The organism is Burkholderia humptydooensis (assembly GCF_001513745.1).
Lineage (GTDB): Bacteria > Pseudomonadota > Gammaproteobacteria > Burkholderiales > Burkholderiaceae > Burkholderia > Burkholderia humptydooensis.
Map to the genome: position 1 here is coordinate 2,410,039 of NZ_CP013380.1, position 25,078 is coordinate 2,435,116.

Genomic DNA, 25,078 nt, shown 5'->3' on the forward strand with positions numbered 1-25,078 from the left:
ACATTGCAAAGCAGCCCCGCCGAGCGAGGTCTCCGCCCACCGGCGCCGCCACGCAGCTCAAGAGGGGTCCTTATAATCCCTCCACCCCATCCGACCCGATCCCTGGCGCTTCGTTCGCGCCTTACGGGGACAGATCAACAATCGCTTCCGCAAAAAGCTACCTTACCCCAATCAAATTGATTCTGTTTAACTCATTTGGACTTCTCTTCGTCGTTTTCCTGCTCTGCCGCAAAAGGCGCGCCGCGTTCGCGATACTCGCGGCCGGCGCCGCACTCTTGTGGCTGATCGCTTCCGGCTGGCTCGCCGCGCCGCTCGTCGCGCTCGCGGAAGCCGGCGTGCGGCCGGTCGCGCATCCGGCGATGACGGGCGACACGACGATCGTGATGCTCGGCGCGGGCATCAGGCGCCGCGACGGCGCCGCAGTGCCGCCGCGCGACGCACTCGCCCGCATCGACAAGACCGCCGAACTCTATTCGGCATGCCAACGAACGGCGAAGCGCTGCACGGTCGTCGTGTCGGGCGGCGATCCGCAGATGCGCGGCATCACCGAAGCGGACACGTATGCGCCCTATCTACTCGCGCGCGGCGTTGCGCACGCCGACCTGATCCGCGAGAGAAGCAGCCACACGACCTATGAAAACGCGCGCTTCACCGTTCCCATATTACGCGCCCAACATTACGATGATCTGATTCTCGTCACTTCGTCATATCAGATGAAACGCGCGCTCCTCGATTTCGAGCGGTTCGGGATCGTGCCGCAACCCGTCTACGCGAACCGCAGGGACGCGCAGCTCGGCTGGCTGCCGCGCGCGGCCAACCTCGTCAACGCCGAGCTGGCGCTGCACGAGATCGTCGGTGTCGCGCAATTTCATGTGTACCGCCGCCTCGGCTGGTTTTAGCGGCGCACGCCACTTTGTCCGCGCCGGATCGTCGCGGCCTCGGTGCCGCCGATGGTCGCCGCAACCGCGCGAATGGCGCAGCGATGACGGATTGCTCCACTGTTGCGCTCGATCCACGCGACGCAGCGCCAAGACGCAATCGAATGCACTGATCCGTCACTTTTGATAAACTCGGCTCACTCGATTGCAGACGCCAGACAAATCGGCAACACTCGGGTCCATCACCACTTAGCGGAGGTAAGCAATGAAGAAGATGACCATGGCCATCCTGGTTTCGATGTCGGCTCTGGCTGGCGCGGCCCATGCGCAAGAGAGCACGGAAATCAAGACGATCACCGATCCGGCGAAGATCGCTGAAATCGAGCAACGCGCGCAAGCGCTGCAACAACAGCAGGCAGCCGAACCGGCCGCCGAGGCGAAGCCGATGCACGAGCAGCACAAGCATCACATGAAGAAGGCTCACAAGGGCGCGAAGAAGGCAGCCAAGGCGGCTCCGGCAGACGCCGCCAGCCAATAAAGCACGGCACGTCCCGCTTGCGCGAAAGCCGAATCCGGCCTGCCGGGTTCGGCTTTTTCATTGGCGCGCCCGAATGAGCACGCAGCGCATTGTGCTAAAGTCGCGCACCGACTTTTCCAACCGTGCGCACTCCGGTGCGGAGGACTGAATGAGCAACATCCAACTGGACATCGAATGGACCGAAGCCGCGACGCGCAAGATCAAGCAATTGATGCCGCGCGGCTCCGATGACGCGTTCCTCGCGCTGCCGCCGATCGAATGCCTGCCGATGGAAGGCGACGTGCTTTTCCTCGGCCCGCAAGGCAAACAGCAGCCGTTCATCGTCGCGGAGCGGCAATACCACCACGACGGCGACGCCGACTGGACGATCATCCTGATCCTCGACGTTCCGAACGCATCGCACTGACCGTCGTTGCACTTACTGGGCTGGGCCGGGCCGCGCACGGCCCCTCGCTTCGCTACGCGATCTTCGACGCGACGCGAATTTCCGAATGCTCGATCCAATCCGCTGCGGCGCGCTTGTACGCGTCGATATGCGCGGAGCGCGCATGGGCGGCAAGCGCGGCTTCGCTGGCCCACCGCTCGATGAAAATGAAACGGCGCGGCTCCTGTAAGTCGCGATGCAGATCGTATTGCAGCGCGCCCTCTTCGTTGCGCGTCGGCCCGACAATCCCCTCGAGTTGTTCCAACAGTTCCGCTTCTGCGCCAGGCTTGGCGACGATGAGCGCGACCACGGCGACTTCGGACATGCAGATCTCCTTTGCTTCGTGACAAAGGGGTCAGCATACGCGAATCGAAGCAAGCAGGCTTTCGCGTTTCGACGCTCACCCGCCTCAAAAAAATAGCCCGCGCTTCACGGGAAGCGCGGGCAAAACCGTCGCCCTACGAGGATAGGCGACGGGGCCACCGAGACCCGCGCGAACGCGCGGGTCATCGTCCAGTACGGCAGCTTCGCCGGCAACGGCGACTGCCCGAAACGTCGATATCCACACTAGGCGGGAGGCACGCGTAATCGAACCTGGCTGTTTTTGGGCGTCCTCCCTGATTGCTTGTTGACGATAGAAGGAGCAGCTTCCGTGCCAGCCAGAAGTGAATTATCAAGCGATTGATTTTTAACGATTAATTCTCAAATGGCGGGCAGAAATGCGCATTCATTCCAGTCGTTACGAGGTGACGTTACGTAACACGACGGGCGTGTGACGGGCGCACGCGCGTGCGCCCGGGCCGGCATTGACGTCCGACGCAGATAAAAAAAGCCCGCCGAAAGGCGGGCTTCGCTGGTTCGGCGGCGAAGTGCCGCGCGCAGCAACCTCAGCGCAACTGATTGACGAGAAGCGACATGATCTGCCGCGCGGGCGCCGACGCATCGACGTTGCCCTTGTCGTCGACGACCGCGATGCGCGTCTCACCTTCCGTCACCGCCTTCACGTTGACGACGTATTGCTTCGCCTTCTTTTCCTTCTTGCCGTGGAAAAGCTGGCTCCAGAAGCCCTGCTCCTCGACGCTCAGGTCCTTCGGATCGACGTAGCGGACGTAGTACAGCCCCTTCGTGCGATCGCGATCGTCGACCGTGAAGTTCGCGCGATCGAGCGCCAGGCCGACATGCAGCCACGAACGATCGTACGGCTCGGCAAGCGTCACTTCAGGCGGCACGTCCGGCACGGCCGCTTCGCTCGGAGTGCTCGACGTCGACGCGCTCGCGACGTTCTTCGCAGCGATCGCCGCGGCCGCCTCCTTGCTCTTGCTGCTCGACGCCTTCGCGCGCGACGGCGCCGCATCGTCGACGATCGGCACGCCGCCCGCCTTCACGCGCGCGTCGTTCTGTGCGATCACGGCCATCAGGCGCTTCAGGTATTCGGTTTCGAGACCGGGATCGTTCGGCTTCGGCTCCCACTTGCTCGAATCGTTGTTCGCGCCCGTCAGCGCCTCGCGCATCCCCTTCTGACTGATGAACACGTACGTGCCGCCATTCGGCGCGGTGTCGAGGCGCGTGCGGTACTTGTTGCGCTCCGCCGTCACGTACGAGTTGCCCATCGCCTTCGAGATCACCCCGCGAATCAGGCCATCGTTGATCTGCGGATGGGTTTCGTTCCAGTCGGTTTCCATCACGCCCTTGTCACGCTGCTCGACGACGAGCAGGAAGCCCTGCTCCTGCCAGAAGCGGCGCACCTGGGGCCAGATTTGCGCGGGCGCCTTGTCGTCGATCACGAGCCAGCTCTCGGTGCCGTCGCGCTGGATGCGCATGCCCGGCACGGCGGGCGCGACCGCATCGGTGGGCGGCGCGGCCTGCTGCACCTGCTGCAGGCTGGAAAGCGACGTCGCACCGCCCTGCGGCGGCAGCGAACGTTGATCCGGCGTCTCGTCGAGCATGTTGGGCGGCACCGCGAGCGACACCCCCTTCGATTTCGAATCGCTCTTGTAGTCGATTTTCGTAGGCGACGGCGAACTGCAGCCGGCCACGAACGCGCCGGTTGCAAGCAGTGCTGCGAACCGCTTGGTAAGACGAAGATCAGTCATGTTCTGGGAATCCTTCCACTAGACTAGGTCACGGCGACTTTTCCGTGAGTCAACTTTCTATTTTACCGGTCCGGCGGCAGACCGTGCAAAAAGCGCACAGTCTCATTCGCGCTCGTTTGCCCGCCCGCATTCCCGTTTGTTCGCGCGCGGGCCGCGCTGCGCCCGAAACGTCAGCGCGATGCCCCGCGCCCCCGCGCCGCCGACTAGGGATAAGGGATAACGAGCATCCGCTTCCCTCGATTTCGGGCGCGGCACGCACCGGGACTCACTATCATTGATTGAACAGTGACCCCACCCGTATCCACCTGCGGAGGGCAGTCGCATGAACGACAAGAAATCATTCCCCCTGACACGGCGCCGCCCGGCGCACGCCCTTCTCGTTGCCGCCGCCGTCACCCTCGCCCCCGTTACCGCACACTCGCAGCTCGGCGGCACCGTCACGAATTCGCCGGCGCGCGCGCTCGCGCAAACGTCGGCCACGCTGCTCGACGGCGCCGTCACGATGCGAAGCTATATCGATGCGGGCGGCACGACGATTCGCGAGTACGCGACACGCGCCGGACTCGTCTTCGCTTACACGTGGGACGGCCCGACATCGCCCAACCTGCGGCAGTTGCTCGGCGAACGCTTCTCGACCTACCAGAGCCACGCTGTCTCGACGGACGCGCGCACCCGCGCGGGACTCCATGCCGGACGCGTCGCGCAATCCGACTTCGTCGTCGATGCCGGCGGTCGCATGCGCGCGTATGTCGGCCGCGCATGGCTGCCCGGCGCGGTGCCGTCCGGCGTGTCGATCGACGACTTGCGGTAAGGAGGCGGCCATGACCCTCAAGATCGCGTGGTGTGTCGCCGCGCTCGCCGCGACGCTCGCCGCATGCGGCGGCGGCGGCTCGACGACATCGAACTCGAACGGCACTGGCGTCACACCGTCCAATGCGGCGAACGTGCAGTCCGTTACGGTATCCGAGGGCATCACCGGCGCCGCGAACATGCTGATGACGACCGTCACTGTCTGCGCCCCGAATACGAGCCAATGCCAGACGATCGACAACGTGCAGGTCGATACCGGCTCGGACGGCTTGCGCATCCTCGCGGCCGCGCTGCCGTCGAGCGTCGCGCTGCCCGTCGTGCCGGCCGCGAATGCGCCGATCACGGGCGCCTGCGCGATATTCGGCACGGGCTTCACATGGGGCGCGGTGCGTCGCGCCGACGTGAAGATCGCAGGCGAAGTGGCGGCGAACATCCCGATCCAGGTGATCGCCGATCCCAGCACGCCGAGCGCGCCCGCCGGCTGCACGCAGAGCGCCGGGCCGATGCAAACGCAAGGGGCGCTGCGCGCGAACGGCATTCTCGGCATCGGCCTCTTCGTCACCGACTGCGGCGCCGCGTGCGCGAACAACGCGCTGCCCGGCTGGTATTACGGATGCACGGCGGGCGGGGCGTGCGCGAGCACATCGCAGCCGATCGCGCAACAGATCGCGAATCCGGTCGGCGCATTCTCTAGCGACAACAACGGCGCGGCAATCATGCTGCCCGCGATTCCGGCAACGGGTTCTGCGACGGTCAACGGCTCGCTGGTCTTCGGCATCGGCACACAGGCGAACAACGGGCTCGGCGCCGCGACGCCGCTCGCAACGATCGCATCGGGCGCCTACGTGACGAGCGTGCTCAACGGCAACACCAACGCGCGCACGTTCTTCGACAGCGGCTCGAACGGAATCTTCTTCGCTGATGCGTCGCTGCCGCAGTGCGGCTCGTGGTTCTGCCCGGCGAGCACACAGACGTTCGGCCTCTCGCTGAGCGGCGGCGACGGCGCATCGACAAAAGCGACGACGTTCCAGGTCGCGAGTTCGCAAGTGCTGTTCTCGACGTTCAACTTTGCATTCAACGACCTTGCCGGCCCGATCGGCAACGTCGTCGATCTCGGACTGCCGTTCTTCTATGGACGCAGCGTCTATACCGCGATCGAAGGAAGAGCGACGCCGCTGGGACCGGGACCATACTATGCGTACTAAGTCGGCCCTGAACAATCCGGAGTAGCTTGTGCAGCAAGGCTGTGAGGTCGAAATGGTGTTGTGGGATTTGCAAGGCACAGGCATATTGGTGCGAGTTTCCTGCAAATTTCGATGAGGTCTGGATGGGACCGAAGACACCGGCGCCAGAGGGAGATTTCTTCCGCCAACCGCTGCGTGAGCAGATCAACTTGAAGCATCCACTGGTGCGGTTGGCCGATCTGATCGACTGGGATCGGTTGGACGCGGCGATGAGCGCGAGCTTCGTGTCGAACAGAGGCCGGCCGGCGACCTCGCCGCGGCTGATCGCGGGGCTGCTGTACTTGCAGCACGCCTTCGACCTGTCGGACGAAGACGTGGTCTGGCAATGGCTCGAGAATCCGTACTGGCAGGTCTTCACCGGCGAGACGTACTTGCAGACGGAGCCGCCGATCGATCCGTCGAGCCTGACGCGTTGGCGCAAGCGGCTGGGCGAAGCCGGCGTTGAAGAACTGCTGGCCGAGACGATCGAAGCGGCCAAGCGTGCCAACGTCATCAAGCGCGCGAGCCTGAAGCGGGTGATCGTCGATACGACGGTGATGGAAAAGGCAATTGCGCATCCCACCGATTCGCGCCTGCTCGAACGCTGTCGGGAGCATCTGGTGAAGGCGGCGGCCCGGCACGGCCTGAAGCTGCGGCAGAACTACAACCGCGAAGCGCCGAGGCTGGCGAATCAGATCGGTCGTTACGCGCATGCAAAGCAATACAAGCGGATGAGGAAGGCGTTGCGGACCTTGCGTTCGCGCGTAGGTCGCGTGATGCGTGACGTCGAGCGGCAGCTTGACGGCGTCGCTCAGCAAAGTCGCGTGGCGTTGGAAGACCTGATTGGCCGCACGAAACGAATTCTGTCGCAGAAGCAAAAGGACAAGAACAAGCTGTACGCACTGCACGCGCCGGAAGTCGAATGCCTGGCCAAGGGCAAGGCGCGCAAGCCGTACGAGTTGGGAGTGAAGGTGTCGATTACGACGACGCACAAGGAAGGCCTGGTGGTGGGTGCGCGCTCGATGCCGGGCAGCCCGTACGACGGTCACACGTTGGCCGAAGCGTTGGAGCAGGCGGCGATCCTGAGCGACGTTCAACCAGAGATAGCCGTCGTCGATCGCGGCTACAAGGGTGTCGCCATCGACGGCGTAAAGGTCTATCACCCAGGGTTGCGACGCGGCATCACGCGAGGACTGCGCGCGATGATCCGGCGCCGCAGCGCAATCGAGCCGGCCATCGGTCACATGAAGGCGGACGGCAAACTGGATCGCAACTGGCTCAAGGGTGCGCTGGGCGATGCCATCCACGCAGTGCTGTGCGGCGCCGGGCATAACCTGCGGATGATCCTCCGGAAACTGCGGCGCTTTTACGCCCCGATTCTTGCCGCGCTGCTCAATCGCGGGATGGTCGCGCTAGCGACGGCATAACGCCTCGCTGAGCAAAACGAATTGTTCAGGGCCGACTACTAAACGAACGAGCGGAATGTGTGATGACCCGGTGAAGGAGGCAGCGCAAAGTTCGGCGGCGCGCGAAGTGTTGACTCGTGTTGACTCGTGTTGATCTGCGTTGACTGATTCGCGTTGATCCGCGTTTCGACGGTGTCGATCCGCGGCGGACAGCGTCCCGCCGAAACGAGCGGCACATGAGCGCCGAACAGAATTTGCATCGGGGCAGTTCTATTTACGAAAAGTGTCTGTTATACTTTCACGCTTTCGGGGCGTAGCGCAGCCTGGTAGCGTACCTGCATGGGGTGCAGGTGGTCGGAGGTTCAAATCCTCTCGCCCCGACCAGATCAAAACCCGCATGGCGTGAGGCTGTGCGGGTTTTTTAACTGGCGCTCATTTTTTGGGCAAATTGGACACCATATTAGACACTGTCCAATATTTGACTCCGGACGCACGCGGAATTCGGCGTAACGTCAGCATATGCATTCTTCCCCGCATGCTGAAAAAGAAAAGCCCCGCGAGTGCGAAAACTCGTGGGGCCTATTCGGCGATCCCATCCAAAAATTGACCTTCGCGCGCCCTGCACGCCTTCCACCTATTTCTGTCGGCCGCCGCCGTCGCCGCGCTCCTTCAGGCGCTTCTTCAACTTCCCGTTCTGCATGGCGAGTAACGCGGGGCGCGATCAGCGCCGCAACAGGGAAGAACCACTCTCCCGAATAATGCAGAAGCGCCCATGCAACGGCCACCACCCCAACGGCGAAGGCGACCAGGGCCAACCCGTCTGCGATCCGACATGCCGCCGTCCTCCCCGCGACTTTCGCGCAGAAAGCGTACGCACGCTGCCGGCCCGGACTGAAAGACTTCAGGGCATCGCTGAATCGCGAGGCAAACACTTACGATTACGAATTCATTTTTTGAAATTATGTGCCACATTGAAAACAAATTCAAATCGCAAAACCCTATCGTTTATTTAGTCGCAAAAAAACCCAACGCCAACGCATCATCTCACCGCCATCGACTCACATATGATTCTCGTTCGCATTCATCAGACAAAACAATACATGCCGGTTGATGCACACATATCCGCCAATAATTCGGCCCCACCCTCTCAAATCCACCCCAGAAACAGTACAATGCCCCGGACCAACTGCACCAGCATCATGAAGCCCAGCCGCATCAAAATAATCCATTCTGGAGCAACATATGAAAATATGCAACATGGACATGCTGGAGCGCAAAGAATATCGTTCCTGGAAAGAAAAAAGTAGTCGCATACAATATCTAACGAAGTGTCTGGATCATTATTATTCGACCCCACTCAATTCCACAATTTCTCCATACGAGACGATGGCCGATCAGTGGTATATGGACGTCGGATGTAGCGCAGCGGACGTCATCATTCAATCGCTACACAATAGCTGGACCGGCAGAATCGAACGCGTGCTCGATATTCCTTGCGGGCACGGTCGAGTGCTTCGTCATCTAGTCAACCTCTTCCCCGATGCCGAAATTTACGCATCCGACATAGACAGATCCGGCGTGGATTTTTGCCGAGATACACTCGGAGCAATTGGCATATATTCAAATGAAGATATGACAGCCGTAGATTTCGACACAACGTTCGATCTGATATGGGTTGGCTCACTTTTCACTCACACATCGCGCACAGTAACGAGAAAGTGGCTGGAACATCTCGCAAAATTCTTGACAGAAAACGGGATCATCGTCGCAACGGTACATGGCAGATGGTGCGAAACAGTTGCCAAGAAATCCCCCTACATCAATGTAGAATCCTGGAAAAAAATCCTTCGTGAATATCAGGAAACTGGGTACGGTTATCATGATTACAATCCATCCGAGAATCATGACTATATATCCGGAAGCTATGGCGTGTCGTTAACAACCGCATCCGAGATATTAAAAGACATTGAGTCAGTCAAAGGAATTCGCATTTTCTCTTACCGTGAAAGAGGTTGGGCGGATCATCAAGACGTATTGGTCGTCGGCAGGCCGGCATACGATCACTCATGGTAAGGCACGCATTTTCGACGTGTTGCGTGCTCGCATGACTTCAGGTGCGATGGCAACCCCCAGGATAAAAGATCGCCGTCTCACCTAACCAGTCAGGTGCCATGTAGCAGTTCGTCACTGCCTCCCGCCGCCACACCTCGCCACTCGATGTCCGACCGAACGGCATGTGCGCACGCAGATTGGCAGCGGCTGCCATTTCCTTAGACAATTGAAATCACGATCGATCGACTTCGAGTCCTCCCATGAGCGCCAGTCGGTTGCCTAAGCGCCACGAAAAGATTGCTCTCCATTCTCTCCCGCTGCGACGAAGCTTTGTTTAATAGAAATTTCCTACCACAGTCCAGACGATGATTTGATATAGTCACAACTACCTCACATCGCCGCCGCCCAATACCATCAACTGTAAGCCGCAATTCACTCAATCATACATCATGAAAATCGAGAACTCCGTAAAAAACAACCTCGCCCGTGGTTCATGGATGACGCTCGAATTCCGAGCAAACTGGCTGCACTGGATGATGACATAAGAATTCATGCCCATAACATCATCGAAAACGGATTCACCGTCATCAAAAACTCGATACCAAAATCGCATTGCTCAAATTTAATTGAAAAATTCGAGCAATTCGCCGACAAGAATTCCGACAAATTCAAGAGATTCATCGATGCTGATGGACATTATCCTCGCATCGTCAATCTGCACGCTGCATTTACCGATCTTTTCGACTTATTCTCGAAAAACCATATCGGCCACCGCGTACAGTAGACCCTCTTCGAGGCCACGCCTTGCCTCTATACATCATTGTTTTACGAGCGAGGATCGGCACAAACACCGCATCGAGATACTCCAGTGTTTTCCACGCGCCCTGAGTATTTCTACTTTGGGGTATGGGTTGCCCTCGAAAATGCCAATTTGCAAAACGGCGCACTTCAGGTTTACCCGGGAGGCCACAAATTTCCGGAACTGGACCGTGAAAGCATCGCGCTCAAGCGGTTTGGCTCGCTCGACGATATCCCACCCACGTCCAACGATCTTTGGATCGACTACCAGAACGAAGTCGAACGTCAATGCAAGGAAGCAGGACTGACATTGCAGTCCCTGTGCGTCGAGGCAGGCGACACGGTAATCTGGCACCCGCAACTGCCACACGGCGGTGGGCCGATCGCGGACATCTCGAAAAGCCGTTTCAGTTTCGTGATGCACACCACGCCAGTCGGCGTTCCGGTATATCACCAGGACAAATTCTTCAACCCTCGCGGTGAAGCAGCGATCGACGCACCGTGGCGGTACGAAAAAGTTGACGGTGCATATCGCGTAATCCATGACGAAGTCAACTTTGCGCACAAGGAATCGTTCCCGGTCAGTGCATTTCAAAGCGCAAAAGAGGCGAAAAACGCGACGCAGCGTAATGGCTTGTTTGGATCGATCAAGAAGCTGTTTTCTTGAATTCGCGCGAAGCGACGAGTCGACAGGAAACACGTTCGATCTTCGTCTTGCCGATCGCCGCATCGCGCATCGCCCACATGATCGAATCGCCGATCGCTTGCGAATCGGCGCCGTGCCCGTTCTGCTAAGGCGTCTTCGTCGCAACCGTGCCCGATCACCGATGCCAGCCCGCGCCACGGGCTGGTATCGACGTGGCCTCCGCGTCGGCATCCCGCGTCGACTGCAACCGGCCCCGTCCGCAAACGCCTCGACAAAGTCGCCCGCCGTCCGCGCAACCGATGCCGCGACCGGCAGTACGATGGTCCTGCTTAGCCGGCCGCTCGTACGTGCCGGCGAGCGACGCCATCCCGCGCGGCGGCGAGCCCCCATCGACGTCGATACGAACGCTCCTGCGTCGATCGCATCCCGAATTCATCGCACCTCCCGAGCGTTGACATACGACGCGATCTTTCAGCCACGACGTGGCCCCCCCGGCGGCCGCCCCATGCAGCACACGGCGTCCACATGAATCGCCTCCGATATCGACGAGCACCGCGCCAGGACGAAACCATCCGCCAATTTTCCGCCTCCCGGCTCGCCGCGCCCCGTCATACAGGCGTTTGATTCGTATCATCGACATCGCGACATCCGCACTGCGATATGCGTTCTCGCACCGCAGCACGATGTGCCGACGTTTGGTGCCGTCCCTCTAGCGCGGCTATGCCACACTGCCCCCAAACATCGGCGCCAGCCGACGCGCGCGCTCGCGCGCCAGTCACGACAAAGATAGGGAGACATCAACGATGTGGACACCGGTCCAGCGCGTCCATTGCACGCCATCTCATCGCGCGCCCGGCGCATGGCGCGCCATGCGCACGGCCGTTTCGGCTTCGCGCTGGTTCTTGCGCTCGTGCGCGGGAATGGCGGTCACGCTCGCCGTTCTGAGCGCGGGATGCGCGGAATCGACACCCCAATCCGACACCGGCGGCGGCGCATCGACGACGATCGAGCGCACGAAAGCCGAGCGCCTCGCGCGCGAACAGCAGATCGCGCGGACCGTGCCGACGCTCGCGTCGATCAAGGTCGACCAGCCGCGCCCGCTCACGCTGCGCGATTCCGGCCAGAGCGGCACGCTCGCGTTCCTGCGTGAAGTCGATTTCCGCATCGTCGGCGATCTCGGTTTCCTCGTCCACGAGCTGTCGGCGACGCTCGTGCCGACGCATCCCGGCGCCCCCGCCGTGTTCGACGACCCGACGAGCTTCGACATCGCCGTGCACCACGGCACCGTGACGCTCGACAACACGAAGCTCAACGCGCTGTTCGGCGGCTACATCTTCGGCTATCGCAACGCGCCGCTGCGCAACGTGCGCGTGACGGCGGGCGACGGCGTCCTCGACATCCGCGGCGAGATGCAGCGCGACGGCTGGGTGCCGTTCTCGCTGAGGGGCAAGCTGGAGATCCGCGGCGGCTCGACGCTCGTGTTCCGCCCGACCGACGTGCACGTATCGGGCATCGACGCGGGCCCCGTGATGCGGGCCGCGAAGGTGCAGGTGTCGGATCTGCTGAAGATCGACACGCCGATCGTGCGGCTGAACGGCAACGATCTCGTGCTCAACGTCGACAAGCTGCTGCCGCCGCCCCATCTGAAGATCAGCATCGTCTCGCTGAAGCTGACGCCCGCCGGGCTCGATCTCGTGCTCGACGACGGCACGAAGGCGGGTTTCACGATGCCGGAGAGCGCGCCGAAGCATGCGATGTATCTGCGCGGCGGCGACGTGAAATTCATGCGGACGATGCCGATGAACGCGGACATCGTGATCTATCCGCCGCGCGAGGCGTCCCCGGACGACGCGTTCATATTCGACATGTATCACTATCGCGATCAGCTCGTCGCCGGCTATTTCAACTTCGAGCCGAGCGGCGCGCTGTCGATCCTGATGCCGTCGTATCGGCAGGTCGCCCGCCCCGTCGCGGCGAGCGTCGGCAGCGCATCCGCGCGCTTGAACGACAGCCTGATCGACGCGCAGCAGTCGAGCCTCAACGAAGCGCGCCGCCAGTGGGAGGCGTTCGCGATCGTGCCGAACAACGGCATGCCGCAGTCGAACTTCCGCAAGGTGGCCGCCAAGCGTGGCGGCGACGTATCGGCGTTCAGCCCGCGCCATATTTCGAACGGCACGACGACGATCCACCTGCACAACGCGGACTTCTACATCGCGGGCAACATCGGCTTTCGCGTCGACGATCTCGTCGTCCAGCTCGTCTCGAAGCGCGCGGGCGAGCCCGTCGATCTCGACGATCCGAACCAGTACGACATCCGCATCCTGAGCGGCTCGGTGCTCGCGCCCTGGAACGCGATGTCCGACCTCTTCAATCGCCATCTGCTCGACTATTCGCCGCGCTCGCTGAACGATCTGAAGCTGAGCCCCGACGGCAACGCGCTGCGCGTGCAGGGCGGCATCAAGCTGTGGAACCAGGTGCCGCCCGGCGTCTGGCTGCCGGCCGACATGAAGGGTTCGCTCACGCTGCTGGACGACCGCCATCTCGCGTTCACGCCGACGCAGGTATCGGTGCTCGGCATACCGCAGGCGAAGCTGCTGCGCGCGCTCGGCATCGAGCTGTCGTCGCTCGCGCCGCTCAAGCGCCGCGGCGCCGAGTTGCGCGGCGATTCGCTCGTGCTCGACCAGCACACAGTGTTCCCGCCGCCTGTGCTGATCGGCCACATGTCGCAGGCGACGGTCGAACCGGACGGTCTGCGCCTGACGTTCCGTCCCGCGCCGAATTCGCCCGCGCCGCGGCCGCCCGCGAACCTCCCGGACAGCTACCTGTGGCTCGAAGGCGGCGACACGAAGATGTTCAACGTACTCGTGCTGAACATGCGCATTCTCGTTCTGGACACGGCGAAGCAACGGGTGCGCTTCGACCTCTACGACTACCGCGACGTGGTCTCGCGCGGCTCGGTGCGGATGGTGCATGACGGCACGCTGTACGTCGACGTCGGCAAGAAGGACCCGCTCGCGCCGTGATCCTCGCCGCGCGCGCACGGCCGCCCCGCAGCGAAGGGCGGAGCAGTCCGAAAAAAGCCCGGGCGAACCAAGGGTTCGCCCGGCTTTGTCCACGCTTTTCAGCCTGCCTGCCAGTCGAACAGCACTCGGCCCGGCCCGGCGCTCAGCCGCGCTTGAGTCCGTCGATCACGTCGATCAGCGCCTGGCGCAATTGCGCGACATCGACCGTCTCGCGTGCGGCCGGCTCGGCCGCTTGCTGCTCGAGCTCATGGGGCTCGGGAGGCGCGCTCCGCTCGCTGCCGACTGCGTCGAGCCGGTTGCGGGCGCCGTTGATCGTGAACCCCTGCTCGTACAGCAGCTCGCGGATCCGCCGGATCAGCAGCACCTCGTGGTGCTGATAGTAGCGGCGGTTCCCCCGCCGCTTCACCGGGCGCAACTGCGTGAACTCCTGCTCCCAATACCGCAGCACGTGAGGTTTCACGCCACACAGTTCGCTCACTTCCCCGATCGTGAAATAGCGCTTCGCGGGAATCGGGGGCAACACGACTTTCTCAACCGTCGACGCCATCGTCAGTTAACCGTCGGTAAGGGGCGCGGGCGCTGCGCGCAGAAGCGAAGCGCCGGCTTAACGCACGAGATCCTGCTCGGCGCCGTTTTCGACGAGCGCCTTCAGCTTCTGGCTCGCATGGAACGTCACGACACGGCGCGCGGCGATCGGAATCGCCTCGCCCGTCTTCGGATTGCGCCCCGGCCGCTGCGGCTTGTCGCGTAGCTGGAAATTGCCGAAGCCCGAGAGCTTCACGCTCTCGCCATTTTCGAGCGCGTCCCGGATCACCTCGAAAAACGCCTCGACCATGTCCTTCGCCTCGCGCTTGTTGAGGCCGACACTGTCGAACAGCAGTTCGGCCAATTCGGCCTTCGTGAGCGTCGGCGTATCGCCGGCGGGCGACGACGCCGGAACGTCGCGGGACATGGCGCTGCGCTGCGCCGTCAGAAGGGCTTCAAATTCACTCGAGTTCATGTCGTTCATATCTGCAAAACCAGCGCGTCAAACTTGGACAAAAACACTGACAAAAGCGGCGGCTTCCACCGCTTTTGCGCCCTATCCGCGCAAACGCGCGCCATAGACTCGAGCCATGCGGTCCACGAGGGTCTGAATCGCCTGATCGACCGTCTCGTCCTGCAAGGTTCCGGCCGCATCCTGCAGCGTGACGCGGAACGCAAGGCTTTTCTCGTGGGCTGACAACCCACCGGAAGTATTTGATTTTGCACGAAATTCGTCGAAGAGCGCAACTTTCTGGACGAATTTGCACGCGTCCTCGGCGAGCGCCTTCTTCATTTCGTCGAAAAGCGCCTGCACTTCGACCTTCTGATCGACGACAACCGCGATGTCGCGACGCACCGGCGGGAACTTCGACACCTCCGACGGCGCAGGCAGCGCGCGCGCGACGAGCGCATCCGCGTCGATCTCGAACATCACGGGCGCGTGCGGCAGTTCGTACTGCTGCATCAGGCGCGGATGCAGCTCGCCGATCCAGCCGACCGCGCGGCCGTCGACCTCGATCTGCGCACTGCGGCCCGGGTGCAGCGCCGGATGCTCGGCCTTCACGAAGCGCGCGACGACGGGCGCGAGCAGCGCCTCGAGGTCGCCCTTCACGTCGAAATAATCGACCTGGCGCGTCGCCGCCGCCCATTGCTCGTCGACGGCGGGCCCGTACGCGAGCGCGCCGACGCGCTTCGGCTGCGCATAGCCCTCGACCGCGAGCTCGCCCGCCTTCACCGCCGGGTCGGCGATGAACACGCGCCCCGTCTCGAATACGCGCACGCGATCGGCGCGGCGGTTCAGGTTATGGCGCAGCACGCCGACGAGGCTGCCGAACAGCGTCGTGCGCATCACCGACAACTGGCTCGCGATCGGGTTCAGCAGGCGCACCGGGTTGTCGTTGCCGGCGAAATCGCGCTCCCACTCGGCATCGACGAAACTGAAGTTGACCGTTTCCGCGTAGTCGCGCGCGGCGAGCGCGTGACGGATCGCGTGAATCGAGCGGCGCGTCTCGTCGGTCGCGCGCATCTCGCTTTTCGCAACGGGCGGACGCGCGGGAATCTTCTCGAAGCCGTGAATCCGCGCGACTTCCTCGATCAGATCCTCTTCGATCTCGATGTCGAAGCGATGCGGCGGCGGCGTCACGCGGAACACGTCGCCGTCGCGCTCGAACGCGAGGCCGAGCCGCGTGAAGATCTGCGCGACTTCGTCCTCGCCGATCTCGACACCGATGATCCGGTTCGCGCGCGACACGCGCATCGTGACCGCCGCGCGCTGCGGCAGGTTCACGACCTGATCGTCGACGGGGCCCGCCTGGCCGCCGCAGATGTCGAGGATCAACTGCGTGATCCGCTCGACGTGCTCGACCGTCGTCGAATAATCGACGCCGCGCTCGAAGCGATGCGCCGCGTCGGTCGAGAAGTTGTACTGGCGCGCGCGGCCGCGGATGCTGTCCGGCCACCAGAACGCCGCTTCGAGATAGATGTTGGTCGTGTCGAGGGTCACGGCCGTGCTGTCGCCGCCCATGATGCCCGCGAGACTCTCGACCTGGGCATCGTCGGAAATCACGCCCACCGTCTCGTCGAGCTCGACCGTGTTGCCGTTCAGGAGCTTGAGCGACTCGCCGCGCTTGCCCCAGCGCACGTCGATGCCGCCGTGGATCTTGTCGAGATCGAACACGTGCGACGGGCGGCCCAGCTCGAACATCACGTAGTTCGAGATGTCGACGAGCGCCGACACGCTGCGCTGGCCCGCGCGCTCGAGGCGCTCGACCATCCATCGCGGCGCCTTCGCGCGCGCGTTCACGCCGCGGATCACGCGGCCGGAAAAGCGCCCGCACAGATCGGGCGCGGAAATCCTCACGGGCAGCGTCTCGGTGAGTTCGGCAAGGACCGGCCGGATGTCGGGCGCGACAAGCGGCGCGCCCGTGATCGCGGCCGTCTCGCGCGCGATGCCGAACACGGACAGGCAATCGGCCTTGTTCGGCGTCAGCTTGATTTCGAAGACCGTGTCGTCGAGATTCAGCGCGTCACGGATGTCCTGGCCGACGGGCGTGTCTTCCGGCAGGATCATGAGGCCGCTGTGATCTTCGGAAAGCTTCAGCTCGCGCGCCGAGCAGAGCATCCCCTGGCTCTCGACGCCGCGCAGCTTCGAGAGCTTGATCGCGAACGGCGCGCCGCCTTCTTCGGCGGGCGGCAGCTTCGCGCCGACGAGCGCGACCGGCACCTTGATGCCCGGCGCGACATTCGGCGCGCCGCAGACGATCTGCAGCGTCGCGCCGGTGCCGGCGTCGACCTGGCAGACGTTGAGCTTGTCGGCATCCGGATGCTTGACCACCTCGAGCACGCGGCCGACGACGATCTTCTCGGTCGGCGGCGCGGCCGGGCGCAGCGACTCGACCTCGAGCCCCGCCATCGTCAGCGCGTGCGACAGCTCGTCCGTCGTCAGTTGCGGATCGACAAAGGTTCTCAACCAGGATTCAGGGAATTGCATGGATATCCACGTTCGAAACAGGTTAGATCGAGGCCCGGCGCGCCGCCTCGACGGGCCGGCCGGGCGCGGAGCGAGACGGTCGCGCCGTTACGCGAACTGCCGCAGGAAGCGCAGGTCGTTCTCGAAGAACAGACGCAGGTCCTGCACGCCGTAGCGCAGCATCGTCAGCCGCTCGAGGCCGCTGCCGAACGCGAAGCCGATATAGCGCTCGGGATCGAGCCCCATGTTGCGGATCACGGTCGGGTGCACCTGGCCGGAGCCGGAAATCTCGAGCCACTTGCCGGCGTTCTTGCCGTGCTCGAACATCATGTCGATTTCCGCCGACGGCTCGGTGAACGGGAAATACGACGGACGGAAGCGCACGAGGATGTCGTCGCGCTCGAAGAATTTCTTCAGGAAATCGGTATAGACGCCCTTCAGATCCGCGAAGCTCACGTTCTCGTCGATCCACAGGCCTTCGACCTGGTTGAACATCGGCGAGTGCGTCGCGTCGCTGTCGACGCGGTACGTGCGGCCGGGGGCGATCACCTTGATGGGTGGCCGGTTCATCCGCGCGTAGCGAACCTGCATCGGGCTCGTATGCGTGCGCAGCAACAGCGGACGGCCGTCCGCGTCCTTGCCGTCGACGTAGAACGTATCCTGCATCGAGCGCGCCGGATGGTTCTCCGGGCTGTTCAATGCGGTGAAGTTGTACCAGTCGGTTTCGATCTCCGGGCCGTCGGCCACGTCGAAGCCGATCGAGCGGAAAATCTGTTCGACGCGCTCCCACGTGCGCATCACGGGATGGAGGCTGCCTGTCCCCGCTCCGCGGCCGGGCAGCGTGACGTCGATCGCCTCGGCGGCGAGACGCTGGTTCAGGAGCGCGTCGGCGAGCGCCTGACGGCGCGCGCTGAGCGCGGCTTCGACCTGCTGCTTCGCGACATTGATGCGCGCGCCTTCCGTCTTGCGCGCTTCGGGATCGAGCTTGCCGAGGCCCTTCAGCAGCTCGGTCAGTGCGCCCGACTTACCGAGAAACCGCGCCTTCTCGTTCTCGAGCGTGGTGATATCCGCAGCCCCTTCGAACGACTGCTGCGCGTCGGCGACAATCTGGTCCAGATCCATTGATCCCATCACTTCCAACGTCAGTTGTGCACGTCGGGCGAAACGCCCGACCCAACAAAAAAGGGGCTCGGAAGAGCCCCGTTTTCGCTGCAGCGGCCGCGACTACCGGAACATCGCTGCAGCTCACCACGCAGTGCTAATTTCGCAATTAGGCTGCAACGGCGGCCTTCACCTGCTTCACGATCGCGGCAAAGGCTGCCTTGTCGAACACCGCCATGTCGGCCAGCACCTTGCGGTCGAGTTCGATCGACGCCTTCTTCAGGCCGTTGATGAACACGCTGTAGGTCATGTCGTGCTGACGCACGGCCGCGTTGATACGCGTGATCCACAATGCGCGGAACACACGCTTCTTGTTGCGGCGGTCGCGGTACGCATACTGACCGGCGCGCATCACCGCCTGCTTGGCGATGCGGTAGACGTTATTGCGACGGCCGCGATAACCCTTGGCCAGGTTGATGATCTTCTTGTGACGGGCCCGTGCGGTTACCCCACGTTTGACTCGAGGCATGTTTCTCTCCTGTGAGTATCGGTTGAGGGGTTACGCGAACGGGAGCATCGCGCGGACGGAGTTCAGATCGGAATCATGAACTGCCGTGGCGCCGCGCAGGTGACGCTTGTTCTTCGTGGTTTTCTTGGTCAGGATGTGGCGCTTGAAGGCTTGACCGCGCTTGACGGTGCCGCCCGGACGCACCACGAAGCGCTTCGCAGCGCTCTTCTTGGTCTTCATCTTAGGCATGACGAACAACTCCAGTTTATTTGATGGAGGTGGGTGTGCGGTTGGCTTGCGCCCTCAACCCGCCCTTCGGAACCCAGTCCACTTGTGTACGGCGCGTGCGCTCGCGCGACCGCCGCTGTTTCGGGCGGCCGCCCTGACCGGGCGACGCGCCGAACCACTTCATCGAACCGCCGCGCTCGCGCGGCACGCTCGTTACTTCTTTTTCTTCGGCGAGAGCACCATGATCATCTGGCGCCCTTCCATCTTCGGCATCTGCTCGACCTGACCGACTTCGTCGAGATCGCCGCGCAGACGCTCGAGCATCCGCATGCCGATTTCCTGGTGAGCCATTTCACGGCCGCGGAAACGCAACGTGATCTTCGTCTTGTCGCCTTCCTCGAGGAAGCGCATCAGATTGCGAAGCTTGACGTTGTAATCGCCGTCATCGGTCCCCGGGCGGAATTTCACTTCCTTGACCTGGATGACCTTTTGCTTGAGCTTCGCCTCGTGCTGCTTCTTGGCTTCCTGGTATTTGAACTTGCCGTAATCCATCAGACGGCAAACCGGCGGAGACGCCTGCGGCGCGATTTCCACCAGGTCAACATCCAGTTCTTCCGATTTACGGAAAGCCTCGGCGAGTTTCACGATGCCGATGGGCTCACCATCGACCCCGACCAGACGCACTTCCGGCGCAGTGATTTCACCGTTGATGCGATGCGACGACTTATCAGTAGCGATGTTACGTTTCCTCTAAAAATTAAAAAAACGAGCCGCGCTGCCAGGGCGGTTACTTGAACGCCTGGATGTCCTCACGCAGACGCTCAACGAAGGCTTCGACGGGCATGACACCCAGATCGACGCCGCCACGGGCACGCACGGCTACCGTTTGTGCTTCACGCTCCTTGTCGCCTACGACGAGCAGGTAGGGAACTTTTTCGAGCGTGTGCTCGCGTATTTTATAGCTAATTTTCTCGTTGCGCAAATCGGCCGATACTCTAAGCCCTTGTTTTTGCAACGATTGAGCAACAGTCTGAGCATATTCAGCCTGACTTTCGGCGATATTCAGCACAACCGCGTGCGCCGGCGCGAGCCAGACCGGCATTGCACCAGCGTGGTGCTCGATCAGAATCCCGAGGAAACGCTCCATCGAACCGACGATCGCCCGGTGAAGCATCACCGGCCGGCGGCGGCTGTTGTCCTCGGCGACGTACTCGGCGCCGAGCCGCTCCGGCAGCATCATGTCGAGCTGCAGCGTGCCGCACTGCCACGAGCGGCCGAGCGCATCCTTGATGTGGTATTCGATCTTCGGACCGTAGAACGCACCCTCACCCGGCAACTCCTCCCACTCGAGGCCGCATGCCTTCAACGCGTTGCGCAGCCCTTCCTCCGCGTGATCCCACGTCTCGTCCGAACCCATCCGCTGCTCGGGACGCAGCGACAGCTTAATGTCGATGCGATCGAAGCCGAAATCCGCGTAGACGCTCATCGCGAGCTTGTTGAACGCGATCGCCTCGGAGTTGATCTGGTCTTCCGTGCAGAAGATGTGCGCGTCGTCCTGCACGAAGCCGCGCACGCGCATCAGCCCGTGCAGCGCACCCGACGCCTCGTTGCGGTGGCACGAGCCGAATTCGGCGTACCGCAGCGGCAGGTCGCGATACGAGCGCAGCCCGTGCTTGAACACCTGCACATGGCCCGGACAGTTCATCGGCTTGATCGCGTAGTCGCGCTTCTCCGATTCCGTCGTGAACATGTTCTCGCGATAGTTCTGCCAGTGACCGGACGCTTCCCACAGCGAACGATCCATGATCATCGGCGTCTTGATCTCGAGATAGCCGGCCGCATCGAGACGTCGGCGCATGTACTGCTCGACCTGCTGCCAGAGCGTCCAGCCCTTCGGATGCCAGAACACCATGCCGGGCGACTCTTCCTGAAGGTGGAACAGGTCGAGCTGCTTGCCGAGCTTGCGGTGATCGCGCTTCTCCGCCTCTTCGAGCATGTGCAGATACGCGTCCTGGTCTTCCTTCTTCGTCCAGGCGGTGCCATAGATCCGCTGCAGTTGCTCGTTCTTCGAGTCGCCGCGCCAGTACGCACCCGCGACCTTCATCAGCTTGAAGACCTTCAGCTTGCCCGTCGACGGCACGTGCGGGCCGCGGCACAGATCAGTGAAGCCGCCGTGCGAATACAGCTTGATCTCGTCGCTCACGGGAATCGATTCGATGATCTCCGCCTTGTACTTCTCGCCGATGCTGCGGAAGTACGACACGGCCTCGTCGCGCGACACGACGCGGCGCGTGACGGGCTCGTCCCGCTTCGCGAGCTCCTGCATGCGCTTTTCGATCTGCTCCAGATCCTCGGGCGTAAACGGGCGATGGTAGGAGAAATCGTAATAGAAGCCGTTGTCGATCACAGGCCCGATCGTCACCTGCGCGTCCGGATGCAGTTCCTTCACGGCGTAGGCGAGCAGGTGGGCGGTCGAGTGGCGAATGATGTCGAGACCGTCGGCGTCCTTGTCGGTGACGATCGCAAGCGACGCATCGCGATCGATCAGCGCGGACGTATCGACGAGTTCGCCGTCGAGCTTGCCGCCGAGCGCAGCCTTCGCAAGACCGGGGCCGATCGACGCCGCCACTTCGGCGACCGTCACCGGATGCTCGTATTGGCGAACCGAGCCGTCGGGCAAGCGTATCGAAACCATATAGCAATCTCCGTGATGCCGTCAGTGACCGGCAGACTATCAACGCGCGAACGCGGCAATGAAAACGCGCGACAAAAAAAATGCGGCCCCGCTTTCGAGGGGCCGCATTCCGATACTCCAAAACCACAAGGCGAAAACGTTCCTCGACTAGCGTCGCTCCGAATAGGTTTCGGTCAACGTTCGCGGTGTCATAACCGTATTCGCCTTTTGCGTAGAAATTTTCTACTGCCGCCGATGCCCGGCGAACCAGGCATTCAGCCGAATGTCGTTGGTAGGCTCGATTGGATTCGAACCAACGACCCCCACCATGTCAAGGTGGTGCTCTAACCAACTGAGCTACGAGCCTGAAGAAGCTGAAATTATATGGAGCTCTTTTCGTCTTGGCAAGTGTTTTCGTGCATATTGTTCGGGGAAGTTCGCAAGCCGTTGCCGCATCGCCGCCCGCAGGCGGCGCTCACGCCTTGCGGGCCGCCCGGACGACGCCCTGAACCTCGCCGAGCAGCGTGCACGCGCGCTGCACCTGCGACGCGCTCGACACCTCGACCGTGAATTGCATGAAGGCCGCGTTGCGGCGACTTTGCGTCTTCACGCCGATCACATTCATCTTCTCGCGCGCGAATACTTCGGAGATGTCGCGCAACAGCCCCTGCCTGTCGGACGCCTCGATCATCAGATCGACCGGATAGACGGACGCGCCCCGCCCGCCCAGCACGTCGGCGGACCAGGTGGTTTGCAGCACGCGCTCGGGCGCGCGCTCGGCCATCCGGCGGAATGTCGCGCAATCGCTGCGGTGGATCGACATCCCCTTGCCGCGCGTGACGAAGCCGCTGATCGGATCGGGCGGCGCCGGGCGGCAGCAGCGGGCGAGTTGCGTGAGGAGCGCGTCGACGCCGACGACGAGCACACCCGTCGACGCGCCGCGCGCGACGTTCGCGCCGCTCGCGCGCTTCTCGAAGTTCGCGGGCGCCTCCGGCTCGGGCTCGGGCGCCGGCGCGTCGGATAACGCCTGCTCGACGTTGCGCAGGCTGAACTCTTCCTTGCCGACGACCGAAAACAGATCGTCCGGCGACTTGAAGCCGAGCTTCGCCGCGAGGTGCTCGAGATTCACCGACGTCTTGCCTTCGCGCTGCAGCGTCTTTTCGACGAGCGCGCGGCCGTGCGCGACGTTCTCCTGCTGATCGACCGCGTTGAACCACGCGCGCACCTTCTGGCGCGCGCGCGAGCTGCGCAGATAGCCGAGCTGCGGATTGAGCCAGTCGCGCGACGGGCCGCCCTCCTTCACCGCGACGATCTCCACCGTCTGACCGTTCGCGAGCGGCGTGTTGAGCGGCACCATCGCGCCGTCGACGCGCGCCCCCCGGCAGCGATGGCCGAGTTCGCTGTGCAGGTGGTACGCGAAATCGACTGGCGTCGCGCCCTGCGGCAGCGCGATCACGCGCGCCTGCGGCGTCAGCACGTAGATGTGATCGTCGTCGAGCGTCGTCTCGCGCAATTGCGCCCACGCTTCATGGCCGCTCACGTCCGAGCCGCCGCTGTCCGCGATCTCGTCCTTCCACGCGAGCAACTGACGCAGCCACGCGATCTTCTCGTCGTATTTCTCGCTCGCGGCGAACTGGCCGCCGTAGCCGCGCGCGCCCGCCTCCTTGTACCGCCAGTGCGCGGCGACGCCGTATTCGGCGAAGCGGTGCATTTCCTGCGTGCGGATCTGCACTTCGAACGCGCGGCCGTCGTCGCCGATCACGACCGTATGCAGCGACTTGTAGCCGTTCGGCTTCGGCCGCGAGATGTAATCGTCGAATTCCTTCGGCACCGGCTGCCATAGGTGGTGAACGATGCCGAGCACCGTGTAGCAATCCCTGATGTCCGGCACGATCACGCGAAACGCGCGCACGTCGTAGAGCTCGGAAAAGTCGAGCTCCTTGCCGCGCATCTTGCGCCAGATGCTGTAGATGTGCTTCGGCCGGCCGCTCACTTCGGCCGGGATGTGCACGGCCGCCAGCTCGCGTTGCAGCCGCTCGATCGCGTCGGCGACGTAAGCCTCGCGCTCGACGCGCTTCTCGTCGAGCAGCTTCGCGATGCGCTTGTAGGTGACGGGATCCTCGAAGCGGAACGCGAGATCCTCGAGTTCCCACTTCAGTTGCCAGATGCCGAGCCGGTTCGCGAGCGGCGCGTAGATTTCGAGCGTCTCGCGCGCGACATCGGGCGGCGGCTCGATTTTCGCGGCCGCATAGTAGCGCAACGATTGCAGCCGCGACGCAAGCCTGATCAGCACGACGCGGATGTCCTGCGCGAACGCGAGCAGCATCTTGCGCAGCGCCTCGATCTGCGCGCGCCGCTCCGCCTGCGCGTCGCGGCTCGCATCGGCGGGCGCGCTCTGCGCGGCGCGCAGGCTCACGGTGCCGAGACGCAGCAGCTTGCGCACGTCGGTGACGAGGCGCGCGACCTCGTCGCCGAAGCGCCCGGCGATCTGCTTTTCGGGGTCGCTCAGATACGGCGCGAGTGCGAACAGCGCCGCCGCCTGCGTCGCGGGCGGATCGACGTTCAGCCGCTGCATGATCGCCGACGTGCCCGTCGCATGATCGGCGAGCAATTCTCCCGACGACAAGCGCGCGTCGCCCGCGTGCTCGCGCACGAACGCGAGGACGTCGTCGAGCGACGGCGCCGCGGCGGTAGCGGAGGATGCGGAACCGGCTGTCATCGTCGGGTATTGCAGGCTGCCTGAAAAAACGTGTCGTGCGTCGGCTCAGTTGCGTTGCGCGGCGACCACCACCACTTCGACGAGGCAAGCGGGATTCGCGAGCTTCGCCTCAACGGTCGCGCGCGGCGGCGTAGCGCCCTGTGCGACCCATGTGTCCCACACTTCGTTCATGCCCGGGAAGTTCGCCATGTCGGAGATGAAGATCTGCACCGACAGCAGATGCGACTTGTCGCTGCCCGCCTCGCCGAGCAGGCGGTCGATGTGGGCGAGCACTTCGCGCGTCTGGCCCTTGATGTCCTGCGCCGTGTCCTCGGCGATCTGGCCCGCGAGGTAGACGGTGCCGTTGTGAATCGCGATTTCGGAAAGGCGGGGACCGACGTGGTGACGAGTAACTGCCATGAGAATTCCCGGTTGAATGGTTGATCGGTGGGCGGCGCCGCACGCGGCGAACGCACGGTGCCGAA

Annotated in this window: 22 protein-coding genes and 2 tRNA genes; 11 read left to right on the forward strand and 13 right to left on the reverse strand. The window is 62.8% G+C overall.

Annotated features, from left to right (window positions below; genetic code table 11):
• Positions 1–176 precede the first annotated feature (176 nt).
• The 3 genes from AQ610_RS10820 (at position 177) to AQ610_RS10830 (ending at position 1,822) form a co-directional block, all read left to right on the forward strand.
• Positions 177–899, forward strand: a complete 723-nt coding sequence (locus tag AQ610_RS10820; RefSeq protein ID WP_006026527.1) for a YdcF family protein — start codon at positions 177–179, stop codon at positions 897–899.
• A 244-nt stretch (positions 900–1,143) separates the two neighbouring features.
• Positions 1,144–1,416 (forward strand): hypothetical protein, encoded by a 273-nt coding sequence (locus AQ610_RS10825; protein ID WP_006026525.1) that lies wholly within the window; start codon positions 1,144–1,146, stop codon positions 1,414–1,416.
• Positions 1,417–1,564: 148 nt separating this feature from the next.
• Positions 1,565–1,822 carry a hypothetical protein gene (locus AQ610_RS10830; protein WP_004191628.1) on the forward strand — a complete coding sequence of 86 codons (258 nt, stop codon included), beginning with the start codon at positions 1,565–1,567 and terminating at the stop codon, positions 1,820–1,822.
• A 52-nt stretch (positions 1,823–1,874) separates the two neighbouring features.
• Here the strand turns inward: AQ610_RS10830 and AQ610_RS10835 are convergent, their stop codons facing one another.
• Together AQ610_RS10835 and bamC are read right to left on the reverse strand one after the other, a co-directional pair.
• Positions 1,875–2,165, reverse strand: coding sequence for a putative quinol monooxygenase (locus AQ610_RS10835; protein ID WP_006026524.1), 291 nt, complete (start codon positions 2,163–2,165; stop codon positions 1,875–1,877).
• A 562-nt stretch (positions 2,166–2,727) separates the two neighbouring features.
• Positions 2,728–3,933 (reverse strand): NlpB/DapX family lipoprotein, encoded by a 1,206-nt coding sequence (bamC, locus tag AQ610_RS10840; protein WP_006026523.1) that lies wholly within the window; start codon positions 3,931–3,933, stop codon positions 2,728–2,730.
• Between the two features lie 322 nt (positions 3,934–4,255).
• On the opposite strand from bamC, the gene AQ610_RS10845 reads away from it, so the two are divergent.
• From AQ610_RS10845 to AQ610_RS10875, 8 genes are all read left to right on the forward strand, one after another.
• Entirely contained in the window at positions 4,256–4,744 is a 489-nt protein-coding gene (locus tag AQ610_RS10845; RefSeq protein WP_006026522.1) for a DUF2844 domain-containing protein, read from the forward strand.
• A 10-nt stretch (positions 4,745–4,754) separates the two neighbouring features.
• On the forward strand, positions 4,755–5,948 hold the full coding sequence (locus tag AQ610_RS10850; RefSeq protein WP_006026521.1) for a DUF3443 domain-containing protein: 1,194 nt from the start codon (positions 4,755–4,757) through the stop codon (positions 5,946–5,948).
• A 122-nt stretch (positions 5,949–6,070) separates the two neighbouring features.
• Positions 6,071–7,393: an IS5 family transposase gene (locus tag AQ610_RS10855; RefSeq protein ID WP_045554852.1), complete on the forward strand. Its 1,323-nt coding sequence runs from the start codon at positions 6,071–6,073 to the stop codon at positions 7,391–7,393.
• A gap of 286 nt (positions 7,394–7,679) precedes the next feature.
• Positions 7,680–7,756, forward strand: a tRNA-Pro gene (locus AQ610_RS10865).
• Positions 7,757–8,629: 873 nt separating this feature from the next.
• A complete protein-coding gene (locus AQ610_RS33275; protein ID WP_157225882.1) occupies positions 8,630–9,445 on the forward strand; it encodes a class I SAM-dependent methyltransferase in 816 nt (271 codons plus the stop codon).
• Between the two features lie 472 nt (positions 9,446–9,917).
• Complete coding sequence (locus tag AQ610_RS35960; RefSeq protein ID WP_006026519.1) at positions 9,918–10,208, forward strand: hypothetical protein; 291 nt, start codon at positions 9,918–9,920, stop codon at positions 10,206–10,208.
• A gap of 84 nt (positions 10,209–10,292) precedes the next feature.
• Positions 10,293–10,889 (forward strand): phytanoyl-CoA dioxygenase family protein, encoded by a 597-nt coding sequence (locus AQ610_RS10870; RefSeq protein WP_009912662.1) that lies wholly within the window; start codon positions 10,293–10,295, stop codon positions 10,887–10,889.
• Between the two features lie 848 nt (positions 10,890–11,737).
• Complete coding sequence (locus AQ610_RS10875) at positions 11,738–13,891, forward strand: hypothetical protein (RefSeq protein ID WP_009912666.1); 2,154 nt, start codon at positions 11,738–11,740, stop codon at positions 13,889–13,891.
• Positions 13,892–14,033: 142 nt separating this feature from the next.
• Here AQ610_RS10875 and AQ610_RS10880 read toward each other — a convergent pair whose 3' ends face one another.
• From AQ610_RS10880 to AQ610_RS10930, 11 genes are all read right to left on the reverse strand, one after another.
• The gene (locus AQ610_RS10880) at positions 14,034–14,438 is read right to left on the reverse strand and encodes a MerR family transcriptional regulator (protein ID WP_006026516.1); all 405 of its coding nucleotides are present in this window, start codon (positions 14,436–14,438) and stop codon (positions 14,034–14,036) included.
• A gap of 57 nt (positions 14,439–14,495) precedes the next feature.
• Entirely contained in the window at positions 14,496–14,900 is a 405-nt protein-coding gene (locus AQ610_RS10885) for an integration host factor subunit alpha (RefSeq protein ID WP_006026515.1), read from the reverse strand.
• 72 nt (positions 14,901–14,972) lie between these two features.
• Positions 14,973–17,405 (reverse strand): phenylalanine--tRNA ligase subunit beta, encoded by a 2,433-nt coding sequence (gene pheT / locus AQ610_RS10890; RefSeq protein ID WP_006026514.1) that lies wholly within the window; start codon positions 17,403–17,405, stop codon positions 14,973–14,975.
• Positions 17,406–17,492: 87 nt separating this feature from the next.
• Positions 17,493–18,506: a phenylalanine--tRNA ligase subunit alpha gene (pheS, locus tag AQ610_RS10895; RefSeq protein WP_043282660.1), complete on the reverse strand. Its 1,014-nt coding sequence runs from the start codon at positions 18,504–18,506 to the stop codon at positions 17,493–17,495.
• Between the two features lie 148 nt (positions 18,507–18,654).
• Positions 18,655–19,014, reverse strand: a complete 360-nt coding sequence (gene rplT / locus AQ610_RS10900; RefSeq protein WP_004192938.1) for a 50S ribosomal protein L20 — start codon at positions 19,012–19,014, stop codon at positions 18,655–18,657.
• Positions 19,015–19,044: 30 nt separating this feature from the next.
• Positions 19,045–19,242 carry a 50S ribosomal protein L35 gene (rpmI, locus tag AQ610_RS10905; protein ID WP_004191477.1) on the reverse strand — a complete coding sequence of 66 codons (198 nt, stop codon included), beginning with the start codon at positions 19,240–19,242 and terminating at the stop codon, positions 19,045–19,047.
• 192 nt (positions 19,243–19,434) lie between these two features.
• Positions 19,435–19,959 carry a translation initiation factor IF-3 gene (infC, locus tag AQ610_RS10910; RefSeq protein WP_075644849.1) on the reverse strand — a complete coding sequence of 175 codons (525 nt, stop codon included), beginning with the start codon at positions 19,957–19,959 and terminating at the stop codon, positions 19,435–19,437.
• Positions 19,960–20,008: 49 nt separating this feature from the next.
• The gene (thrS, locus tag AQ610_RS10915) at positions 20,009–21,916 is read right to left on the reverse strand and encodes a threonine--tRNA ligase (RefSeq protein WP_009912669.1); all 1,908 of its coding nucleotides are present in this window, start codon (positions 21,914–21,916) and stop codon (positions 20,009–20,011) included.
• A gap of 269 nt (positions 21,917–22,185) precedes the next feature.
• Positions 22,186–22,262, reverse strand: a tRNA-Val gene (locus tag AQ610_RS10920).
• A 108-nt stretch (positions 22,263–22,370) separates the two neighbouring features.
• Complete coding sequence (locus tag AQ610_RS10925) at positions 22,371–24,614, reverse strand: RelA/SpoT family protein (RefSeq protein ID WP_006026509.1); 2,244 nt, start codon at positions 24,612–24,614, stop codon at positions 22,371–22,373.
• A gap of 45 nt (positions 24,615–24,659) precedes the next feature.
• Positions 24,660–25,013 carry a RidA family protein gene (locus AQ610_RS10930; RefSeq protein WP_006026508.1) on the reverse strand — a complete coding sequence of 118 codons (354 nt, stop codon included), beginning with the start codon at positions 25,011–25,013 and terminating at the stop codon, positions 24,660–24,662.
• Positions 25,014–25,078 lie beyond the last annotated feature (65 nt).